General features: G+C 44.2%; 14 protein-coding genes. 11 read left to right on the forward strand and 3 right to left on the reverse strand.

Annotation, left to right across the window (positions count from 1 at the left end):
• Together OCU28_RS10825 and OCU28_RS10830 are read left to right on the forward strand one after the other, a co-directional pair.
• On the forward strand, positions 1-1305 hold the full coding sequence (locus OCU28_RS10825; RefSeq protein WP_261816181.1) for a TRAP transporter large permease: 1305 nt from the start codon (positions 1-3) through the stop codon (positions 1303-1305).
• Positions 1306-1550: 245 nt separating this feature from the next.
• Positions 1551-2033: a hypothetical protein gene (locus OCU28_RS10830; RefSeq protein ID WP_261816182.1), complete on the forward strand. Its 483-nt coding sequence runs from the start codon at positions 1551-1553 to the stop codon at positions 2031-2033.
• Here OCU28_RS10830 and OCU28_RS10835 read toward each other — a convergent pair.
• Both OCU28_RS10835 and OCU28_RS10840 read right to left on the reverse strand, forming a co-directional pair.
• Positions 2030-5482, reverse strand: a complete 3453-nt coding sequence (locus OCU28_RS10835; protein ID WP_261816183.1) for a hybrid sensor histidine kinase/response regulator — start codon at positions 5480-5482, stop codon at positions 2030-2032. The two genes, OCU28_RS10830 and OCU28_RS10835, sit on opposite strands and share 4 nt — an antisense overlap.
• 69 nt (positions 5483-5551) lie before the next feature.
• Positions 5552-6739, reverse strand: a complete 1188-nt coding sequence (locus tag OCU28_RS10840; RefSeq protein WP_261816184.1) for a 3-phenylpropionate MFS transporter — start codon at positions 6737-6739, stop codon at positions 5552-5554.
• Between the two features lie 168 nt (positions 6740-6907).
• Here OCU28_RS10840 and OCU28_RS10845 point away from each other — a divergent pair, with 168 nt between their 5' ends.
• The 9 genes from OCU28_RS10845 to fis all read left to right on the forward strand — a co-directional run bounded on the left by OCU28_RS10845 (position 6908) and on the right by fis (position 16679).
• Positions 6908-8728, forward strand: coding sequence for a DUF294 nucleotidyltransferase-like domain-containing protein (locus OCU28_RS10845; RefSeq protein ID WP_261816185.1), 1821 nt, complete (start codon positions 6908-6910; stop codon positions 8726-8728).
• Positions 8729-8731: 3 nt separating this feature from the next.
• A complete protein-coding gene (locus tag OCU28_RS10850; RefSeq protein ID WP_261816186.1) occupies positions 8732-9367 on the forward strand; it encodes a 3'-5' exonuclease in 636 nt (211 codons plus the stop codon).
• Between the two features lie 153 nt (positions 9368-9520).
• Positions 9521-11470: an acetate--CoA ligase gene (acs, locus tag OCU28_RS10855; RefSeq protein WP_261816187.1), complete on the forward strand. Its 1950-nt coding sequence runs from the start codon at positions 9521-9523 to the stop codon at positions 11468-11470.
• Positions 11471-11824: 354 nt separating this feature from the next.
• Positions 11825-12274, forward strand: a complete 450-nt coding sequence (gene aroQ / locus OCU28_RS10860; protein WP_261816188.1) for a type II 3-dehydroquinate dehydratase — start codon at positions 11825-11827, stop codon at positions 12272-12274.
• Positions 12275-12333: 59 nt separating this feature from the next.
• Positions 12334-12792: an acetyl-CoA carboxylase biotin carboxyl carrier protein gene (accB, locus tag OCU28_RS10865; protein WP_261816189.1), complete on the forward strand. Its 459-nt coding sequence runs from the start codon at positions 12334-12336 to the stop codon at positions 12790-12792.
• A gap of 15 nt (positions 12793-12807) precedes the next feature.
• On the forward strand, positions 12808-14151 hold the full coding sequence (accC, locus tag OCU28_RS10870; RefSeq protein WP_261816190.1) for an acetyl-CoA carboxylase biotin carboxylase subunit: 1344 nt from the start codon (positions 12808-12810) through the stop codon (positions 14149-14151).
• Positions 14152-14349: 198 nt separating this feature from the next.
• Positions 14350-15240, forward strand: a complete 891-nt coding sequence (gene prmA, locus OCU28_RS10875; protein ID WP_261816191.1) for a 50S ribosomal protein L11 methyltransferase — start codon at positions 14350-14352, stop codon at positions 15238-15240.
• Between the two features lie 131 nt (positions 15241-15371).
• Positions 15372-16337, forward strand: coding sequence for a tRNA dihydrouridine synthase DusB (dusB, locus tag OCU28_RS10880; protein ID WP_261816192.1), 966 nt, complete (start codon positions 15372-15374; stop codon positions 16335-16337).
• A 45-nt stretch (positions 16338-16382) separates the two neighbouring features.
• A complete protein-coding gene (gene fis / locus OCU28_RS10885) occupies positions 16383-16679 on the forward strand; it encodes a DNA-binding transcriptional regulator Fis (RefSeq protein ID WP_261816193.1) in 297 nt (98 codons plus the stop codon).
• A 1298-nt stretch (positions 16680-17977) separates the two neighbouring features.
• On the opposite strand, the gene OCU28_RS10890 is transcribed toward fis, so the two are convergent.
• Positions 17978-20272: a VapE domain-containing protein gene (locus OCU28_RS10890; protein ID WP_261816194.1), complete on the reverse strand. Its 2295-nt coding sequence runs from the start codon at positions 20270-20272 to the stop codon at positions 17978-17980.
• Positions 20273-20356: the final 84 nt, after the last annotated feature.

Raw genomic sequence — 20356 nt, forward strand, 5'->3', positions numbered from 1 at the left:
ATGGATATGTCAGTTGGATTATACCTTTTAGGGGCTTTCCTATTTTTAATCTGCTTTAGTATACCGATTGCAGTTGCGATAGCCTTATCTTCACTTGCGATCATGTATACCATTTTACCTGGTGACATTGCCTTTATGACCGCAGGTCAAAAGCTAATAACAGGTATCGATAGCTTTAGCTTACTTGCTATTCCGTTCTTTATTTTGGCCGGAAACATCATGAACCGTGGTGGTATTGCAACACGCTTAGTCGACTTCGCTAAAATTGTAGTGGGTCGCTTACCGGGTGCGTTATCACATGTGAACGTATTGGCAAATATGCTATTTGGTTCGGTATCAGGATCTGCAGTTGCAGCAGCAGCAGCGGTTGGTAAAACCCTTGAACCAGAGCTTGAAAAAGAGGGATATGATAAGTCATTCTCAACTGCAGTGAACGCGGCGTCATGCCCTGCGGGCCTGCTTATCCCGCCGTCAAATTCACTAATTGTCTTTTCCGTTGTTTCTGGCGGTACTTCAATTGCAGCACTATTTATTGCAGGCTATGTACCCGGTATTTTAATGGGACTTAGCTGTATGCTAGTGGCGTATTTGATTGCCCGTAAAAAAGGATACAGCAGCAAAGGTGAAGCACTTACATCAAAACAAAAGTTCGCCATTACATTGCGCGCACTGCCAAGCCTTGGTTTAGTTATCGTTGTTATTGGCGGTATTATCGGTGGTATTTTCACGGCAACCGAAGGGGCATGTATTGCCGTCCTCTACTCGTTTGCTCTGGCCTTGTGTTACCGAAATCTAAACATAAGCACGCTACGTACCATCTGTGTTGAGACTGCTGAGATTACCGGCATCATGCTGTTCCTAATCGGTGCTTCAACCATCATGTCGTGGGCAATGGCATTTACCGGTTTACCTAATATGATATCTGACTGGATGTTGTCGGTTTCTGATAACCCAATCATCATATTTATCATGATGAACCTGATCCTATTGGTTGTAGGTATGTTTATGGACTTAACACCTGCCGTACTTATCTTCACTCCTATCTTTATGCCGATAGCGACGCACCTAGGAATGCATCCCATTCACTTTGCAATGATGATGATTTTCAACTTGTGTATTGGTATCGCAACGCCGCCAGTAGGCACAGCATTATTCGTTAGTTGCTCGGTAAGTGGCGCAAAAATAGAAAATGTAATCAAATCGATTCTTCCGTTTTGCGCAGTACTCATCGCCACTCTAATGATGATTACCTTTATTCCTGAACTAAGCTTGGCTCTGCCTCGACTATTCGGTCTAATTCAATAATTTTTTATGACTCGCAATCGGGGGGGATTTCCGTTGAATAACCTAGCCCTCGATTCATCTCTCCCAGTGATATTATAATTAGAAAAACATATCTATGATGTACTATTAACCTCTCTGTATGAGAGGTTTTTTTTGTCTGTTCATCACGCACCAATACTCAACAAGGCTCACAATATTAAAGGTCAAAAATAACCCTGACCACAGTTTTAGGCTATGGTATTTAGCATCTAAACAAGGATGTAAATATGTTTAAAAACAAGCACTTTATTATTGCAATGGTAGTGACTCCAATCTTAGCCAGCATAGCCTATTTTGGGGTAGATATGGCGTTGAGCGAAAAACCACACGCCGCCAAAGAAGGTGAAAGCTATAAGCTGATCAGCAAATCAAATTGTCGCTATACCAGTGGTTTGTGTGACATGGAGAATGGCGAATTTAAGGTTCAATTTCGCTCTGAACAACTAACAGATAAGACCCTCACCTTAAGTCTAACCTCCAAATTCCCTATTACTGGTATTGCAGTTGCCTTAGCGGATTCAACGGCATCATCAGAGCAAAAGCCTACTGACATGACAGCGACCAATGACACTCAAAAGAATTGGTCAGTCCAATTGCCATCACAGGATATCGACACTAAAAAACTACGAGTCGCAATCAAGGCTGATAGCAATCTTTATTTTGGAGAGGCTGAGACTAAATTTGTTATCTATAAAACACTGCTTGATTAATCTGGTATGTTGGCTTGATAGCGATTTAACAGGGCTCTCAATCGAAGCGGCTTAACCGGTTTCGCTAAAAACTCAAAGCCTTGTTCCGTTACTGACTCAATTATTTCAGGGGCTCTATCTGCACTAATGATAACCCCTGAAAAGTCACTACCTAGCTTTTGTTTGCACATCTGTAACACATCCAATCCTGTTGCTGATTCTTGCAAACGATAGTCTGATAATACAACCTCAGGTTGCCACTCTGTCGCCAATATTAGCTTCGCATCCAGCAAACAATTGGCGGACTGCACCTCACAGCCCCAGCGCTGCAATACGCCTTCCATCGCTAGCAGAATTTCCAGCTCATCATCAACGCACAATACCTTCAATTGTTTCAGGCTTGAGCTATCTACTTGGGATTGATGTGGTGATGCAACAGTGACTGGCGGCTTATCTGCAATTGGAACAGAGATCGAAAATACACTGCCTTTATTAGTCCATGAGCGCACGTCTATTTGATGCTTGAGTAATTGAGAAATACCCCGTGAAATGGCAAGCCCTAACCCCAGTCCTTTATCTGCACCAATTGGAGTGGTTCGTGTAAACTCCTCAAAAATCAATTGCTGCTTACTTGGCTCAACACCGACCCCATTATCCCAAACCTGAATTTGAGCATTGTGACCAACTCGCCTCACCCCTAAAACGACTCTTCCTTGTGGACTGTAACGAAAGGCATTGGTTAAGAAATTTTGGATCACACGACGCAATAACTTAATGTCAGAATCGATAACCAAGCTACTGGCTATGGTTGAAAAATGGATCGATTGCTCCTCTGCAATCACTCCGAACTCGGCATCTAAATTGTTAAACAGTTCTTGGATGGCAAATGGTTTTGAGTTGCACTCTAGCTTTCCAGATTCTAGGCGTGAGATATCCAATAAATCGCTAATCAAAGACTCTGCCGCATACATCGCATTCTCGATATGGTTCGCCACTTTCTTGGTTTCGGCGTCTTGAGCTACCTCTATCAGAGAGGAGGTAAACAGCCGAGCTGCATTGAGGGGCTGCATTAAATCATGGCTTACAGCAGCTAGAAATCGCGACTTAGATTGAGACTCCATCTCAGAGCGCTGATTCGCTAACATCAATTGTTGGTTAAGTTCTTCAAGCTCCTGAGTTCGTTCATGAACGCGCTCTTCAAGGGTCAGATTGGCATCTTTTAACGCTTGTTCTGCTTGACGAAAAACAGTGATATCGCTAAAGCTCATAGCAAACCCGCCCCCTGGCATTGGGTTCCCTTGTACCTCAATAACCTGTCCATTTGGTCGCTGTCTGGATGAGGTATGGGTCGACCCACGACGCAAGTGACTCAATCGCTTAGCCACATGAATCTCAGGGTTACCCGGACCACATAGCCCTTGTTCAGCGTTGTGACGGATAATATCTTCTATCGGTCTGCCCACCTGAATCAGACCAGAAGGAAAACTAAATAACTCTAAATATCGCTGATTCCACGCCACCAGCCTTAGCTGTTTATCTACCACAGCGATACCATGCCCAATATGCTCTATAGCTCCTTGCAATAAACTACGACTGAAATCGTATACCTCAGAGGCTTCATCAACTATGGTTGCCAGCTCATCTAGGTGCATGTTTTTACCTTGCAGAGCAGAAGTAAGCACTAACTTAGCTGAAGATGCACCAAATACTCCGGCCAACAGCCTTTCGGTATGACGAATCAAGGTAGAGGGTGCGTTTTGATTTGGCATTAATACATGCTGTTGTTGATCCCAGTATTGAACAAACCCTGACTTCATCCGTTTACGTCCAATAAACCTAGACGCTACCATTTCCAATTCACCAACGGTGACTCGACTCTGGTACAGGCTAATATTGTCAGCTTCAGGAGATGGCGAACCAACAAAAGCCGCTGATTGTAAGCGTTCACTAACGTTAGGGCGACTTAGCATCGAAACCACAACATAAAACAGTGCGTTTAAAGCAACACTAACTAACAGCCCCCAATCAGACGCCTCAATATCTAACGAAGATAACCATCTAGGAGGTGCAATTAAGCTCAATAAAAAGTTGCTGGTTGCATCCCCTGCCAAAACACTAGCTTGGCTCATTAAGGTAATAAGCCATACCACGAACCCCACAGTTAAACCAACCAATACCCCATTTCGATTGCCTCGGCGCCAGTACATCCCCCCTAACAGGGCCGGTGCAAATTGCGTGACGGCGGCAAAGGAGAGAAAGCCAATCGCAGACAGTGTTCCTATGCTATCTAGTGCCCGATAAAAAAACCATGCACCAACAATTAGCAGCACAATAAGGACTCTTCTTACCACCAACAGACGCCCAGAAAAGAGCTTAAAGTTATGTGAAGAAATACGCATTCGCCTCAAAAGAAGCGGCATGACTAGGTCATTTGAAACCATTATTGCAAGGGCGATAGTCGATACTATAACCATCCCACTGGCGGCTGATACCCCCCCAATAAATGCCAACAAAGCGACAGAGTCTGCTCCCAGCGCAAGAGGTAGGCTAATCACATAGCTATCAGCAGAAACTCCTGATAACAAAGCATTTCCAACCCAAGCAATAGGCAGTACAAAGATCCCCATCAATACGAGATATAAGGGAAATACACGACGAGCTGTATGTAAATCTGTCGCCTGTTCATTTTCAACCACTATGCTATGAAACTGCCTTGGCAAACAAAAAATCGCCATCATGGTTAACCCAGTGTGTATCAAAAGTGTGGCTATATTTGGGGAGGCGTAGGAATCTTTAGCCGATGATATAAGAGAGATATCAGGCATACCGCTTATGCTATACAAGACAAACAAGCCAACGACTAAGAAAGCCACCAGCTTCACTATCGACTCAAAGGCGATAGCCATCATCATACCTCGGTGGTGCTCAGTGTTATCTATATGTCGCGTACCAAACAACACCGTAAAACCAGCTAAAGCAATAACTACTAGCCAAGATAGGTAGAACTTTCCATCGCCTTCCACAGGTAATAGCTCTGGTGCAATGAGTTCTAAGCCCATCATGATCCCTCGCAGCTGGAGGGCGATATATGGCAAGATACCAACCACAGAAATTAGGGTAACAAAGACGGCTAATCCTTGAGATTTTCCGTAACGCGCCGCAATAAAATCGGCAATGGAGTTGATATGCTCCCGCTTCGCAATCAAGATCATGCGGGCTAGCACACGCCAAAAAAAGACAAAAACGATGATAGGGGCAAGATAAACCGGAAGAAAAGACCAAGGGTTATCACTGGCTTGGCCTACGGTACCGAAAAAGGTCCAAGAGGTACAATAAACCGCAATCGAAAGGCTATAGATCCAGGGTCTAAAACGAGCCAGCCAACGGCTACGGCGGTCCCCATACCAAGCGACCCAAAACAAAATTCCTAGATAGACGAGAGATGCAGGAACGACAACCCATCCTGGCATAGAGCAATCCTTGGCTAATACAAAGTAACTTAACTAGATTAGACAAGGAGTTGCTTATTACTCAATGAGTTAGGTTGATTTTTGTGCGGTAGGCTCGACTTCTGAATGGCTTTCCTCTGATTGTGGCACCTTCAACTTAATAAACATCGCTACCACGCCCATCAATGCCATCCCCCAGAAGATATTTACTCCCCAATATTCATAGCCCCATCCACTTAATGTTGTCATTGCTGCCATAACAATACCTAGCGGAATCGCATTATATAACGCCTGCAGTGCAACCATGCGGTTAGGCTCTGAGTTTTGTATATAACGAATAGCCGCTATGTGCGCCAGTGCAAAGGTTACGCCATGTAGCATCTGAATAAACACCAATGCGGGCAGTAGAGTTGTAGAGGCTGTTAATCCCCAGCGAATAACCACGCCTACAGAAGCGACCAAAAATAGAGAGCGCAATGTCCACCCTCCGAATAGTCGGTTGCTCAGTGCAAAAATACATACCTCTGCCGCAACCCCTAAACTCCATAGATACCCAATCACATCTGCCGAATACCCTGCGTCTTTCCAATAGATAGAACTAAAACCATAATAGGCGGCATGACTACACTGAATCAGTGCCACCAGAATCAAAAATTTAATCACCGCTCTATCACGCATCAACAGGCTGAGTCTAGGCCTTACCGCTTTATTTTGTTCTGCGGTCACGGGCAAAGTCGTAGGGCTTCGAAGCGACAAAGCAATTGACAGCAACACACCAAACAAAGCAGTAAACACAATCATCTGGATACCGAACTGCGCAACCAGAAAACCGACCACCGTTGAACCTAAAATAAAGGCAATCGACCCCCATAGTCGTGTACGACCATAGTCGAGCATACGCAAGCGTGAGTAGTAATTGGTAAGAGCATCAGACAGAGGTATGGCAGGCCCACAACACAAATTGAATAGTATGGTCGCGACTACCAACAACCAAAAATTACCGCCTGTAACCAAATGAAATGCAATAAAAAAAGCGGAAGCTACGCTTAATATTCTTAGCGTTGGGATCAAATGCTCAACCTTATGAATGCGCGGTGTAATCACTAGATTAGCCACACAACGAGTAGCAAACGCCAAACCAAGCAAAATACCAATATCACCAGCAGATATACCCTGGTCTTTTAGCCATAGGGCCCAAAACGGTAGATAAACGCCATAGGCAAAGAAGAACCCGATAAAGTATTGAGATATCCAAGCATAGGGAGAGGGTTTTAGCATTATAGATTCCACACATAAGAAATAAGCTGACACATTATGAAAGCAAGTACCGATAACAAAAAGGGATAATCTGCATTTCATCTTTTCCGTATTAGACCAAAGTCGTCTGGAGTACCGTGTAAAACTTGGCAAAATGTATACTTAGATGTCACCTGTCTAGGCGAGATTATGCCCGAGCAATTTAATACACAACATGCACCTTTCGATAAGCTAACCCCCAATCAAACCCAAGCTTTGCTTGAGTCGTTGGATATTGCGTATTACAGAAAGGGTGAGTCTATATTAGAGACTGGTGAGATTAGCGACAGCCTATACGTATTAATTAAAGGGTCTGTAGAACAGGTTCACAATGGACAGGTTATCGCGCATTTTGGACATGATGATCTTTTTGATCCCGATGCTCTTTTTACCCATCATTGTTCCTATCAATTTAGAGCAACAGAAGACGTACTGTGTTATCTAATCCCTAGAACAACATTCCTTTGTTTATGCCAAGATAACCCAGAGTTTAAGCAGTACTTTAATGGTGATTTTTCACAGCGAAAACAGCTCCAAAACTCAGCTCAAAAACAAAAAAGCCTCGCAGAATTTATTCTCACCCGAGTTAGTAGTGCTATTTATCATCCTCCATTAATACTGGGCAGCAATACCACATTACGAGATGCGACCGCCAAGATGCAACAACTCGAACTTGATGCCGCGTTAGTGCAATTAGACCCCGCGGACTCGCGCCTTATTAATAATTCCCAGCATCCACCGTATGCCATAGTCACTCGAACCAACCTATTGCACGCCCTCGCACTTGAAGGAAAAATGCTTACGACATGCGTTATTGATATTGCGACCTTCCCTGTCTATCAAGCGCAAGAAGGGACATTTCTGTTTAACGCCATGCTGACAATGACACGCAATAAAATGAAGCGCCTCATGGTGACCAATGGGCAGCAAGCGGTTGGCATGCTTGACCTAACACAGATATTGAGTGCTTTTTCGTCTCACTCACACGTTATCAGCCTTAGTATCGCTCGCGCTAACTCCATCCAAGAGTTAGTTGCGGTATCACAAAGGCAGGACGCCTTTATAAAAAGCCTGTTAGAAAATGGCATCCGAACTCGCTTTATTATGGAACTGATTTCTGTCGTAAATGAGCAAATAATCCAAAAAGCATTTGAATTGACCATCCCAGAACAGCATCAAGATTATTGCAGTTTATTGGTTCTCGGTTCTGAAGGTCGAGGAGAGCAGGTATTTAAAACCGACCAAGACAATGCCCTAGTTCTGTCTGACACCCATCAATGGCCTGATTGTAGTGAGAGCATGATAACCTTCAGCCAGCACCTTGATGCGCTTGGTTATCCACCTTGCCCTGGTAAAGTAATGGTCAACAATGAGCAGTGGGTTAAGACGCAATCCCAATGGATAGCGCATATCGATAGCTGGACTCAAACTATTACCGCACAATCGGTTATGCATCTATCGATTTTTGCCGATGCACACCCAGTGGCTGGGCACTCTAGCCTAATTGAGCCTGTCATCGAGCATTTACATACTAAATTAAAAGGTAATATGCTGCTGTTATCTGATTTCGTTCGCCCTGCCCTACAGTTTGCAGTTCCCCTGACTTTATTTGGCAATGTCAAAAATAAGAAACAAGGTATCGATATTAAAAAAGGTGGGATTTTCCCAATTGTGCACGGTATTCGAACCCTCTCTTTAGAGAATGGCATCCCCCAACGCAATACCTTTGAAAGAATTATAGAATTGGGCGCACAAGGGCGCTTAGAGCAAAGCACTGTCAATAACCTTTCCGACGCACTCAAGCTCTTCTTTAAGCTACGACTCATCGAGCAAGGAAACAGCACTCAGTCCGAAAATCACATCTATTTTTCTAAACTCAATCGCAGTGAGAGAGATCTGGTTCGCCATGCATTCCACGTGGTGAAAAAGTTCCAGCAGTTTTTAGCCTACCATTATCAAATAAGGGATTAAGCTATGAACTTTCTGCTACGCTACTACTGGCTTAAAAAGCTAAAAGATAACAAGTTCAAATACCTATTCAATACGCCTCAAGGCGATGAATATGTCTCGATCGACTGTGAAACAACCAGCCTAGACCCTAGCCGAGCGGAAATAATCACCATAGCGGCCACTAAAGTCGTAAACAATCGAGTATTAGTAAGTCAGGCTTTTCATGTGAAGCTTAAAGCGCCTTCGAGCCTAACCGAGAGTTCGATTAAGGTGCATCAGATTCGCCATCAAGACCTTGGAGATGGCATGGATGAAGGGCAGGCAATAGAAGAACTTCTATCCTTTATAGGTAACCGCCCAATAGTGGGCTATCACATTCGCTATGATAAGCAGATCTTAAACAGCGCTTGTAAAAAGCACTTAGGGTTCCCATTACCCAACTCAGTCATTGAAGTCAGTCAGTTATACCAACAAAAGCTCGAAAAGCACCTCCAGAACGCCTACTTCGACCTAAGCTTAGAGACCATATGCCGTCATCTAGACCTGCCTATTTATGAACAGCATGATGCCTTGCAAGACTCCATCACCGCGGCGCTCATTTTTGTTCGATTGAAGAAAGGTGAACTTCCTGATTTGAGCTTTCCCCATATAACCAAGTAGTTGTTCTACTTCTCAAAAATCACAGATAAACAACGCAAAATAGCCCCACCTAATCCTAAAGTCTAATTGTGGAAAGAACCGAAGTATTGAACTCTATACATAGAATAAAGGAATCGTAACGCGAAACTACGAGCTCAGCCCAAGGAGAGAAAAATGAGTGAAGTCCATATTTATCCTGTAAAAGACAACATTAAAGCTACCACTCACGTTGACGATGCAAAATATCTACAAATGTATCAACAATCGGTACAAGACCCTGAAGGCTTCTGGGGCGAACACGGTAAAATAGTCGATTGGATAAAACCATTTACCAAGGTTAAGCAGACTTCTTATGACCCAGGTCACGTGGATATTAAGTGGTTTGAGGATGGCACGCTTAACGTTTCAGCCAACTGTATTGACCGCCACTTAGAATCGCGCGGAGACGAGGTTGCTATCATCTGGGAAGGCGACGATCCAACTCAAGATACCACTCTCACCTTTAATCAACTCCATCATCAGGTGTGCTTATTTGCCAATGCCCTTAAAGCTCAAGGGGTAAAGAAAGGTGATGTGGTATGTCTGTATATGCCGATGGTACCCGAGGCCGCTATCGCGATGCTTGCCTGCACTCGAATCGGCGCAGTCCATACGGTTGTGTTCGGTGGGTTCTCACCTGAAGCTCTCGCTGGGCGAATCAACGATTCCGACGCTAAGGTCGTCATTACCGCAGATGAAGGTGTTCGCGGTGGACGCGCGGTACCATTGAAAAAGAATGTAGACCAAGCCCTTAAAAACCCAAGTGTAAAAGACATTGATAGCGTTATTGTCTTCCAACGCACCGGCGCTGAAGTTGAATGGAATACTGGCCTTGATATCTGGTGGCATGATGCAATTGCGAACGTAGATGCTGACTGTCCTCCTGAAGAAATGAACGCCGAAGACCCGCTATTTATTCTTTATACCTCAGGGTCTACAGGTAAACCTAAAGGGGTACTGCATACTACTGGTGGCTATCTCGTCTACGCCACTATGACCTTCAAGTATGTCTTCGATTACCAGCCTGACGACATTTTTTGGTGTACTGCGGATGTAGGCTGGATAACTGGGCATACATATCTAGTTTATGGCCCGCTTGCCAATGGTGCGAAAACAATCTTGTTTGAAGGGGTTCCAAACTACCCAGATACTAATCGCATGAGCCAAGTGGTAGACAAGCACAACGTATCAATCTTGTATACCGCTCCAACCGCTATCCGAGCGCTAATGGCTAAGGGTAATGACGCGATTCAAGGTACAACCCGAGACTCTTTAAGAATTATGGGGTCGGTTGGTGAGCCTATCAATCCAGAAGCATGGGAGTGGTATTACAACACCATAGGAGATGGTAAGTCACCGATTGTAGACACTTGGTGGCAAACAGAAACCGGTGGAATACTCATCACACCGCTACCGGGCGCAACCCAACTAAAACCGGGTTCAGCAACACGACCATTCTTTGGTGTACAGCCTGCGTTAGTTGACAACATGGGTAATATCCTAGATGGGGAAACCTCGGGGAACTTAGTTATTCTAGACTCATGGCCAGGACAAATGCGCACGGTTTATGGTGACCACGACCGCTTTGAACAGACCTATTTCTCTACGTTCCAAGGTATGTACTTTACCGGAGACGGGGCTCGCAGAGATGAAGATGGCTACTACTGGATAACCGGGCGAGTTGATGACGTACTTAATGTCTCTGGACATCGAATGGGCACAGCTGAATTAGAGTCGGCACTCGTTGCCCACGATAAGATCGCTGAAGCGGCAATCGTTGGTGTTCCACATGACATAAAAGGACAGGCTATCTACGCCTATATCACCCTCAATGCAGGTGAATACCCAAGCGTAGAGCTGCATAAAGAAGTGAAAGATTGGGTTCGTAAAGAGATTGGACCAATCGCAGTACCTGACACTTTACACTGGACAGATTCTCTACCAAAAACCCGTTCAGGGAAAATTATGCGCCGAATATTGCGTAAAATTGCCACCGGAGACACTGGAAATCTTGGTGATACTTCGACCCTTGCAGACCCAGGAGTAGTGGAAAAACTGATTTCAGAGAAGAGTGAGTTAGTTTAAAACGACCTATCTTACTGGTTAAACCAGTGCAACTAATTGCATCTGCCGTCACATTGTGGCGGCTTTTTTGTTTTCGGTTGATTATAGATTAATCATAATAGAAGCAATCACTTAACAAAGACGAACAAAAAACACCCGAGCATGTAATGTTACATTAAGCTAACAGTAACCTTGCTGCTAAAAACAGCCAGTTTCTGGTGATTAGACCAGTATATTGCTGTTAATTTCGCTGAATTAGCTATAATCAGGCGCTAATTTGCTTTATTACCTAATCTTGACTGGAAATTAATCGAGATTAGTAAAATAATTATAAGCAATAATGATTAACTCAAATTAACGGAAAATAGCGGCACGATGTCTACAAAATTTCGCGTTCTACTCCTAAATGGACCCAACCTAAATTTATTAGGTAAACGGGAACCAGAGGTTTACGGTTATTCTACATTAAATGACATAGTTGATAACCTTATGCAACAAGCCACTCATCATGATGTGGAGCTTACGCATTTGCAGTCTAACCGCGAATATGAACTAGTCGAGGCTATACATGATGCCATGGGTAAGATTGATTTCATCATCATCAACCCAGCCGCTTTTACCCATACAAGTGTCGCACTTCGAGACGCTTTGCTCGGTGTGAACATTCCATTTATTGAAGTTCATCTATCGAACGTACATGCCCGAGAGTCGTTCCGTCACCATTCATTCCTTTCGGATAAAGCCGTTGGGGTTATATGTGGATTAGGTGCCGAGGGCTATCAATTTGCTCTGTCTGCAGCTGTTAGCCAGCTACAGAAAAAATAAACGTCGTTGTCTCAATAACGCTAATTGAGATTGTAAAACACCAGATATAGAGAAGAATCATGGATATTCGTAAAATTAAAAAACTTATCGAGTTAGTAGAAGAATCAGGTATCGCTGAGCTAGAAATCTCAGAAGGTGAAGAATCAGTACGAATCAGCCGTAATAGCACAGCTCCTGTAGCTCCTATCCACTATGCAGCACCAGCACCAGCTCCTGTGGCAGCACCAGCACCAGTTGCTGCACCGGTTGCAGCAGAAGAAGTAACCGCGGCTCCTGTCGCTACAGGTCACAACGTATTATCACCTATGGTGGGTACTTTTTATCGCGCACCGGGTCCTGACGTAAAACCATTTGCTGAAGTTGGCCAGACTGTAAATGTTGGCGATACTATCTGTATCGTTGAAGCGATGAAAATGATGAACCAAATTGAAGCTGACAAATCTGGCGTTGTAACAGCAATCCTTGCCGAAGATGGCAGCACAGTAGAATTCGACCAACCGTTAATCGTGATCGAATAATAGAGGTCGTAAATTATGTTAGACAAATTAGTCATCGCGAACCGAGGCGAAATTGCGCTTCGTATCCTCCGCGCATGTAAAGAGCTAGGGATTAAAACCGTAGCCGTACATTCAACAGCTGACCGTGATCTAAAACACGTATTACTTGCTGATGAATCTATTTGTATCGGTCCTGCTCGAGGCATTGATAGCTACCTTAACATCCCCCGTATTATTTCTGCGGCTGAGGTTTCTGGGGCGGTTGCTATCCACCCAGGTTATGGCTTTCTTTCAGAGAATGCTGACTTTGCAGAACAAGTAGAACAATCTGGCTTTATCTTCGTTGGCCCTAAAGCCGAAACTATCCGCATTATGGGTGACAAGGTTTCAGCAATCAATTCCATGAAAAAAGCTGGCGTTCCTTGTGTTCCTGGTTCAGACGGCCCTCTAGATGATGATAATGCTGCTAACAAAGCACACGCTAAGCGTATCGGCTATCCAGTAATCATCAAAGCATCTGGTGGTGGCGGTGGTCGTGGTATGCGTGTAGTTCATGCTGAACAAGATCTTGTTGAAGCCATTGCGATGACTCGCGCAGAAGCAAAATCTGCTTTCAACAATGACGTGGTTTACATGGAGAAATTCCTAGAAAATCCACGCCACGTTGAGGTTCAGGTTATTGCCGATGGTCAGGGTGGAGCAATCCATCTTGGAGAGCGTGATTGTTCAATGCAGCGTCGTCACCAAAAAGTAGTTGAAGAAGCACCAGCACCGGGCATTACCGATGATATGCGTAAATACATTGGTGAACGCTGTACTCGTGCCTGCCTAGAGATCAACTATCGCGGTGCTGGCACATTTGAGTTCCTATACGAAAATGGTGAGTTCTATTTCATTGAAATGAACACCCGTATTCAAGTAGAGCACCCAGTAACTGAAATGGTAACTGGTGTTGACTTGGTTAAAGAGCAACTTCGTGTTGCTGCAGGTCAGCCACTATCTTACACCCAAGATGATATCAAACTGCGTGGACACGCTGTCGAATGTCGTATCAATGCTGAAGATCCAGTGCGCTTCCTACCTTGCCCAGGCAAGATTAAAGGTTTGCATACACCTGGTGGCATGGGAGTACGTTGGGAATCACATATCTATACTGGTTATACCGTTCCACCTCATTACGATTCAATGGTTGGTAAGCTCATCACCTTTGGTGAAAACCGTGATGTGGCGATTGCACGTATGAAGAATGCATTAGGTGAAATGATCATCGACGGCATCAAAACCAACATACCGCTTCAACAAGACATCATGAACGACGAAAACTTCCAACATGGTGGTGCGAATATCCACTACCTAGAGAAGAAACTCGGTCTTCAATAATCCTCGCGATTAAAAAATTCCAATGCCCACCTCGGTGGGCATTTTTGTATCCATTACTCCACTGCTGCTCTCGTTTTAGTCGTGATTATCTTATCTATTTTTAATACTCCCCTTACACAACTCATGCGCTGAATTCTGTACCTTGAGGTAACTTGAGTATAAACTCCTCACAAAACTCCTAAACTCAGAGATCAATTCATGCCTTGGATTCAAATCAAGCTTAACGCAACCGATAAGAACGCGGAACAAATCGGTGACATGCTTATGGAGCAAACTGGTGCGCTATCTATTACCTTCCTTGATGCTAAAGACACGCCAGTGTTTGAGCCTCTACCAGGTGAAACTCGTCTATGGGGAGAAACAGATATCCTAGCGCTCTATGATGCAGAAGCTGATACTAGCTGGATCATTGAACAAGCAAAAGCCAGCTCTCTTTTAGATGATAACTTTGCGTATAAGATTGAGCAGATCGAAGATAAAGACTGGGAACGAGAGTGGATGGATAATTTTCATCCAATGAAATTTGGTGAACGTTTATGGGTTTGCCCGAGCTGGCGTGAAATCCCAGAGCCTGACGCAGTCAATGTAATGCTAGACCCTGGCTTGGCATTTGGCACCGGTACACACCCTACTACATCACTTTGTCTAGAGTGGCTAGAAGGCCTAGATTTAACAGGCAAAACCGTAGTCGATTTTGGTTGTGGGTCTGGTATCCTTGCGATCGCTGCGATCAAGCTTGGTGCCGCCAAAGTTATCGGGATCGATATTGATCCTCAGGCTATTATTGCTTCGCAAGCAAATGCAGAGCGCAACGGCGTTAAACAACAGCTTGAGCTCTTCCTGCCACAAGACCAACCTGAAAACCTAGTTGCCGATGTTGTTGTCGCAAACATCCTAGCCGGCCCATTACGTGACCTTTCTGGCGTAATTAAGAGCTTGGTAAAAGAAAACGGTGAACTGGCAATGTCTGGAGTACTCAATACCCAAGCTGAAGATGTTGCAAACTATTACCGTGACCAGTTTGATATTGAGCCAATAAAAGAGATGCAAGAGTGGTGTCGTATCTCTGGTACAAAGCACAACAATTGAGCCTCATCAAATTTTGAGCAAAAAAACAGCAATCCGTAAAATATTTTGTGAAATGCTCAAATATTAGGCTTTTCACGCGACAAAAAAATGCGTAAAATGCGCGCCCTTGCTGTTAATAATGTGACCATGATTTGAAAATCGGAAACTACCAACTTAAGAATAATTTGATTGTTGCGCCTATGGCGGGCGTTACGGACAGACCATTTCGAGAGTTATGTCTACGGTATGGTGCTGGCATGGCTGTTAGCGAAATGATGCTAGCCAATCCAAAAACATGGAATACATCAAAGTCTCAACAACGCAGAGTACATGAGGGCGAATCGGGCATTCGCTCTGTACAGATTGCTGGGGCAGATCCACAATTAATGGCAGAAGCTGCGCAATTTAATGTTGATAATGGTGCTCAAATCATCGATATCAATATGGGTTGCCCTGCAAAAAAAGTGAATAAGAAACTAGCTGGTTCTGCGTTACTCAAGCATCCGGAAATTGTGGAACAAATTCTGAAGGCTGTTGTTAACGCCGTTGATGTCCCTGTGACACTCAAAACTCGAACCGGCTGGGATACAGATCATAAGAACTGTGTCGAAATCGCTAAAATGGCTGAAGACTGTGGCATACAAGCACTTGCGTTACATGGCCGTACACGCACTTGTATGTACAAGGGAGAAGCAGAATATGAAAGCATCAAAGCCGTTAAGCAAGCTATCTCGATACCAGTTATCGCCAATGGTGATATAGACAGTCCCGAGAAAGCAAAGCATGTATTGGAGTATACCGGTGCAGACGCTTTGATGATTGGTCGGCCTGCCCAAGGTCGTCCTTGGATTTTTCAGGAAATCCAACATTACTTGGAAAACGGTACAACCATGCCTGAACCTCCTTTAGGGGAAATTAAGGATACCATGCTTGGCCATGTTCAAAGCTTACACCAGTTTTATGGTGAGTATTTAGGTCCACGCATCGCGAGAAAACACGTTGGTTGGTACCTAAAGGAACATGAACAAGCAAATGAGTTCCGCCGTGTCTTCAATGCTATCGAGGTTGCTAACCAGCAGCTCGATGCGCTAGAAGAGTATTTTAATTCCTATCAATGATAGGAATACAGTTGCATCATAATTACGAGAAGAGCTAGACCGCATATGTTCGAACAAAATCTGACCTCCGAAGCACTAACAGTTACTACTGTAACGGCACAAGATCAAATCGCGCAAAAACCACTTCGCGACTCGGTAAAAGTTTCAGTTAAAAACTATCTTGCACAACTAAACGGTCAGGATGTCAACGACCTTTATGAGCTTGTATTAGCAGAGGTTGAACAACCTCTACTAGATATGATCATGCAATATACTCGCGGTAACCAAACTCGCGCTGCATCTATGATGGGTATCAACCGTGGTACTCTTCGCAAGAAGCTTAAAAAATATGGTATGAACTAAATAACAAGCCGTGAACCCTTATAAATCAAGGGCTGAGAGTGTAAGCACTTAGCCCTTTAATACCAAAACCCCACATAAACCCCTTGCCACTTTTAAGACACGACTCTGACGCGATCATGAGTAGGTCTATTTCGCTCCGTATCAAGCCAAACACCACAACTAGTACAAACACCAACATTTAGCGCAAAGCCTCTTATAGAGCTATCTAGCTATCGAGTAGTGGAACGCGCATTTTGTAAGCTTACGAAAACTGGATAAGTCTTGGCGCAAATCCCAAGAGATTCACAGTCGAGAGGATTCTTCTCGCATGTATAGCTCCGCACCACTCGCATGTATTCCCCACACGCAAAGTACCGCTTCGATAGTTAAGAACCTCGCCACACTCGCCCAAGGCAACGAGTCCCATTTGGTCTAGTACGATTTGTGCTTTCTGGTTTGGCATTAGCTTCTTGAATGGAACGCTTGGCATTACTTCCCTCGCTTAACTGGTTTGGTCATCGTTTCGGTTGGGGGTTGTAGTTCAATGGCACGAGTAGCAAAGCTGAAATCTGGTGGACGATAGTAGGCGCGGATAGGCGACAAGAGTGTACCGAGTTACCCAATTGGCCTATATGACAAATGACAAATGACAAGGTTCAATGATGATAATTGATGAATGAAGATCCACATTCGAGAGAGAATATTAGTTCATAGACTTATTGCGTGTATTTTAATCACCTTGGATTTATCTAGGGTTTTCCAAAGTCTTGGGGATTACATTAACACCATTAACACTTACGCCTAATCCCTTATGTACCAAGGCCTCAGAGGGGTGTGTTAAAGAAAAACCTTCATTACCATTAACACCTTTTTTCATTAACACTAACTGGAAATCAACGACCACCAAGGGTTAATGGTGTTAATGGTGTTAATGAGTGTTAATGAGCGACTGTTTTCATTAACACCCCACCAAACCCTTACTGTATAAGGCTTCTAGGCAATAGGTGTTAATGTGTTAATGAGTTTTACTAACTTTAAGGTTTTAAGGTTCTACAGATAACAGAAACCCCACACTCTTATTCGCCTTAGTAATGATTCTTCTCGACTGTAATTACTGGTTAGGTTTGTGTACTGCCTGAGTGAAAGAAAGAGATCCACATTCGAGAGGGATATTCTTCAAAGCTGATACGCGGCCACTATGTTTCGCCAAGCGGTGAAAGAGTGAAAGAGATTTACCAACTTTGAGGTTTTAAGGTTCTACAGATAACAAAAACCCCGCACTGAGGCAGGGTCTTAGTAATGATTCTTCTCGACTGTAATTACTGGTTAAACTCGTTCAGTGTCGGTAAGTGATACTTGGTTACGTTCCTGCTTTTCTTCTCGCTAACAATAAGCCCATCCTTGACCATAGACGCTAAAGCCTTGCCAATCTCTCTAGACTTACCTTTAGGGAAATCACAGTAAGCGCACACCTCACTAGCCTTCATCCATTCCATAGAGCGAGTGTTCATATCAACATCTAGGAATTTTTCTTCAAGCTCGAATCGCCAATTACTCTTGAACTTATGTTCCGTGTTTATCTTGTCGAATAGTGATAGCTCTTTGGTACTAAGCATCCAAGAACCGCCAGTATCGTAGTTGTGCTTAACCTCTAGCCAGAATTGTCTAAGCTTATTCTCATCGACTAGCTGAACTCTCCCATCTTTGTAAGTCCAACCTAGGATCTCGTTCACTGAATCCATATCAATGGCTTTGGCCAGTTCAATAACAGCGTATCGACTAGAGCCAGTATCATCACGCAAGAACTCTGATCCATTAACTGAGGCAATGAACACGGTTTGTCGTTTCTTCTTAACGTCAGACCTGCCATAAGGAGGACGAACGCTATCAACATTCTTGGTAATGAACGCCTTTAAGCTGCCTTGGCTATTCTTGGACGTTCTCTCTAGCTCACCAAGCTCAACAATCCACGACTTGATACAGCTTAGAATCGAGTCCTTGTTATCTGGGTTCAACTCAGCACCTTCGAGGAAAGAACATGGCACTACATCAGCGAATCGGCTAATAAACGCTGTCTTCATGTAGGATTGGTCGCCCTGTAGGATAGGCACTAGCTTACAAGTAAAGTTCTTCTCATAAAGCGCGGCTACACAGGCTACAAACCACTTGTTCATGCCAATACTAGCCAATGCCTTATCTTTAGCGTTTAGTGCGTCTATGACCTTTTCAACGCGCTCAACACCATCCCACTCACCATTGTCTAGCCATGCCTTCACAGGGTGATAGTTGGCATTTTCTGATAGTGCGTTCATGTGGTCTTCGATAGCTGATTTAGGTAGCCAACTCTTTAGCGCCTCGCTGATTAGCATTGATCGTTTAGCCTCATAGCTAAGATCCAATGGCTTGTTGTCCTTTAGCATTTCCAGTTCAAGGTTCATCGTATTATGAGCAGGCTTTAGTCCTAGACCTTCAACCAACGCCTTAACATTGTCATAAGTACCTAGTGGCTTGTTGTCGTCTCTTAGGTCTGGGTAGTCAATGAAAGTTCGACCCTTTCCATTGGGCTTATTCTCGTTGGTAACTGGCATTGGTGGTGGAGTGAAGCTACCCATTGGTGGTGGTGGCGTAAACTCAGGTTCATTGGCTACAGGGTTCTCTAAGTCCAGTACCGCTTGAGCGATATCACCGCCTTTCTGTCTGTAGTCGTCCCAATCAACGCTCTTTTGCCCTTCGGGAATGTCTATTGGTGGTAGATGAACGTGATCATTAGGTTGTACTGCGTTACTAGCTCCGTTCATACCTGCTTTGCTCAAGTCCTTATCGGCCATAAACACCATTGGCAGTTCTTCTACAGTCGAGATTTCCACATTCGAGAAGAATCCTCTCGCATGTAGCTCTCTTATCTTCCCTGCTACGTGTGACAAGTTACCTGAGTCAAAGCACACAACTACAGGTTCTTTACCGTCAAAAGCCCTATGTACGCTTAGTGCCGTTGCCAGTCCTTCGGCCATAAAGATTCGAGTTGGATTAGTGCCGTTTAGTAGGTGATAGCATCCCTGCTTCTTGCCACCCTTTAGGTAGCATTTCTGGCCACTCTCATTGATTAGCTGAACGTTTACTATCTCACTGCCGTCAGTCATTGGTAGGCATATAGAGCCGCTTGGGAAGTCTATTCCACCACTCTGTTGTGAAGCACTAAGGCAAGGAACACGAACACCGTTAAGACCTCGACTCTCTAGGTACTTATGATCGTCTCGACTCAGTAGGGTTCTGTTTATCTTCTTGGCTAGGATTACTGCCTTGGCGCGTTCTTTCTCGTCTACAGCAACGACCTGCGCGTAGTTGATAGGTTCTATTGGTTCTAAGCCCAACACTCCGACTACTTGGCTTGACGTTGCTACGGCATCACCATCGTTGATTTTGGTTATCAGGTCGAACGCATCACCGCCTCTTGGTGAGCAGTGTCTACAGCGATAGCGCCATTCGGACTTACCTTTTAGATACCAACTAAATCTATCTGTACCGCCACACATAGGGCAAGGTGAGCCAATGTTTTGATTCTTGTGTACGTGAACGCCTAGATTGCTTAGGACTCCAATCTCAACTCCTTTCATTTCTCGTCTTAACTGTTTAAAATCACAGCTACTCTTTTGTGATAACATTTGTATAATCACTCCTGTTGTCGAGGGCTACTCGGT

This window comes from Vibrio gallicus (assembly GCF_024346875.1).
GTDB classification, from domain to species: Bacteria; Pseudomonadota; Gammaproteobacteria; order Enterobacterales; family Vibrionaceae; genus Vibrio; species Vibrio gallicus.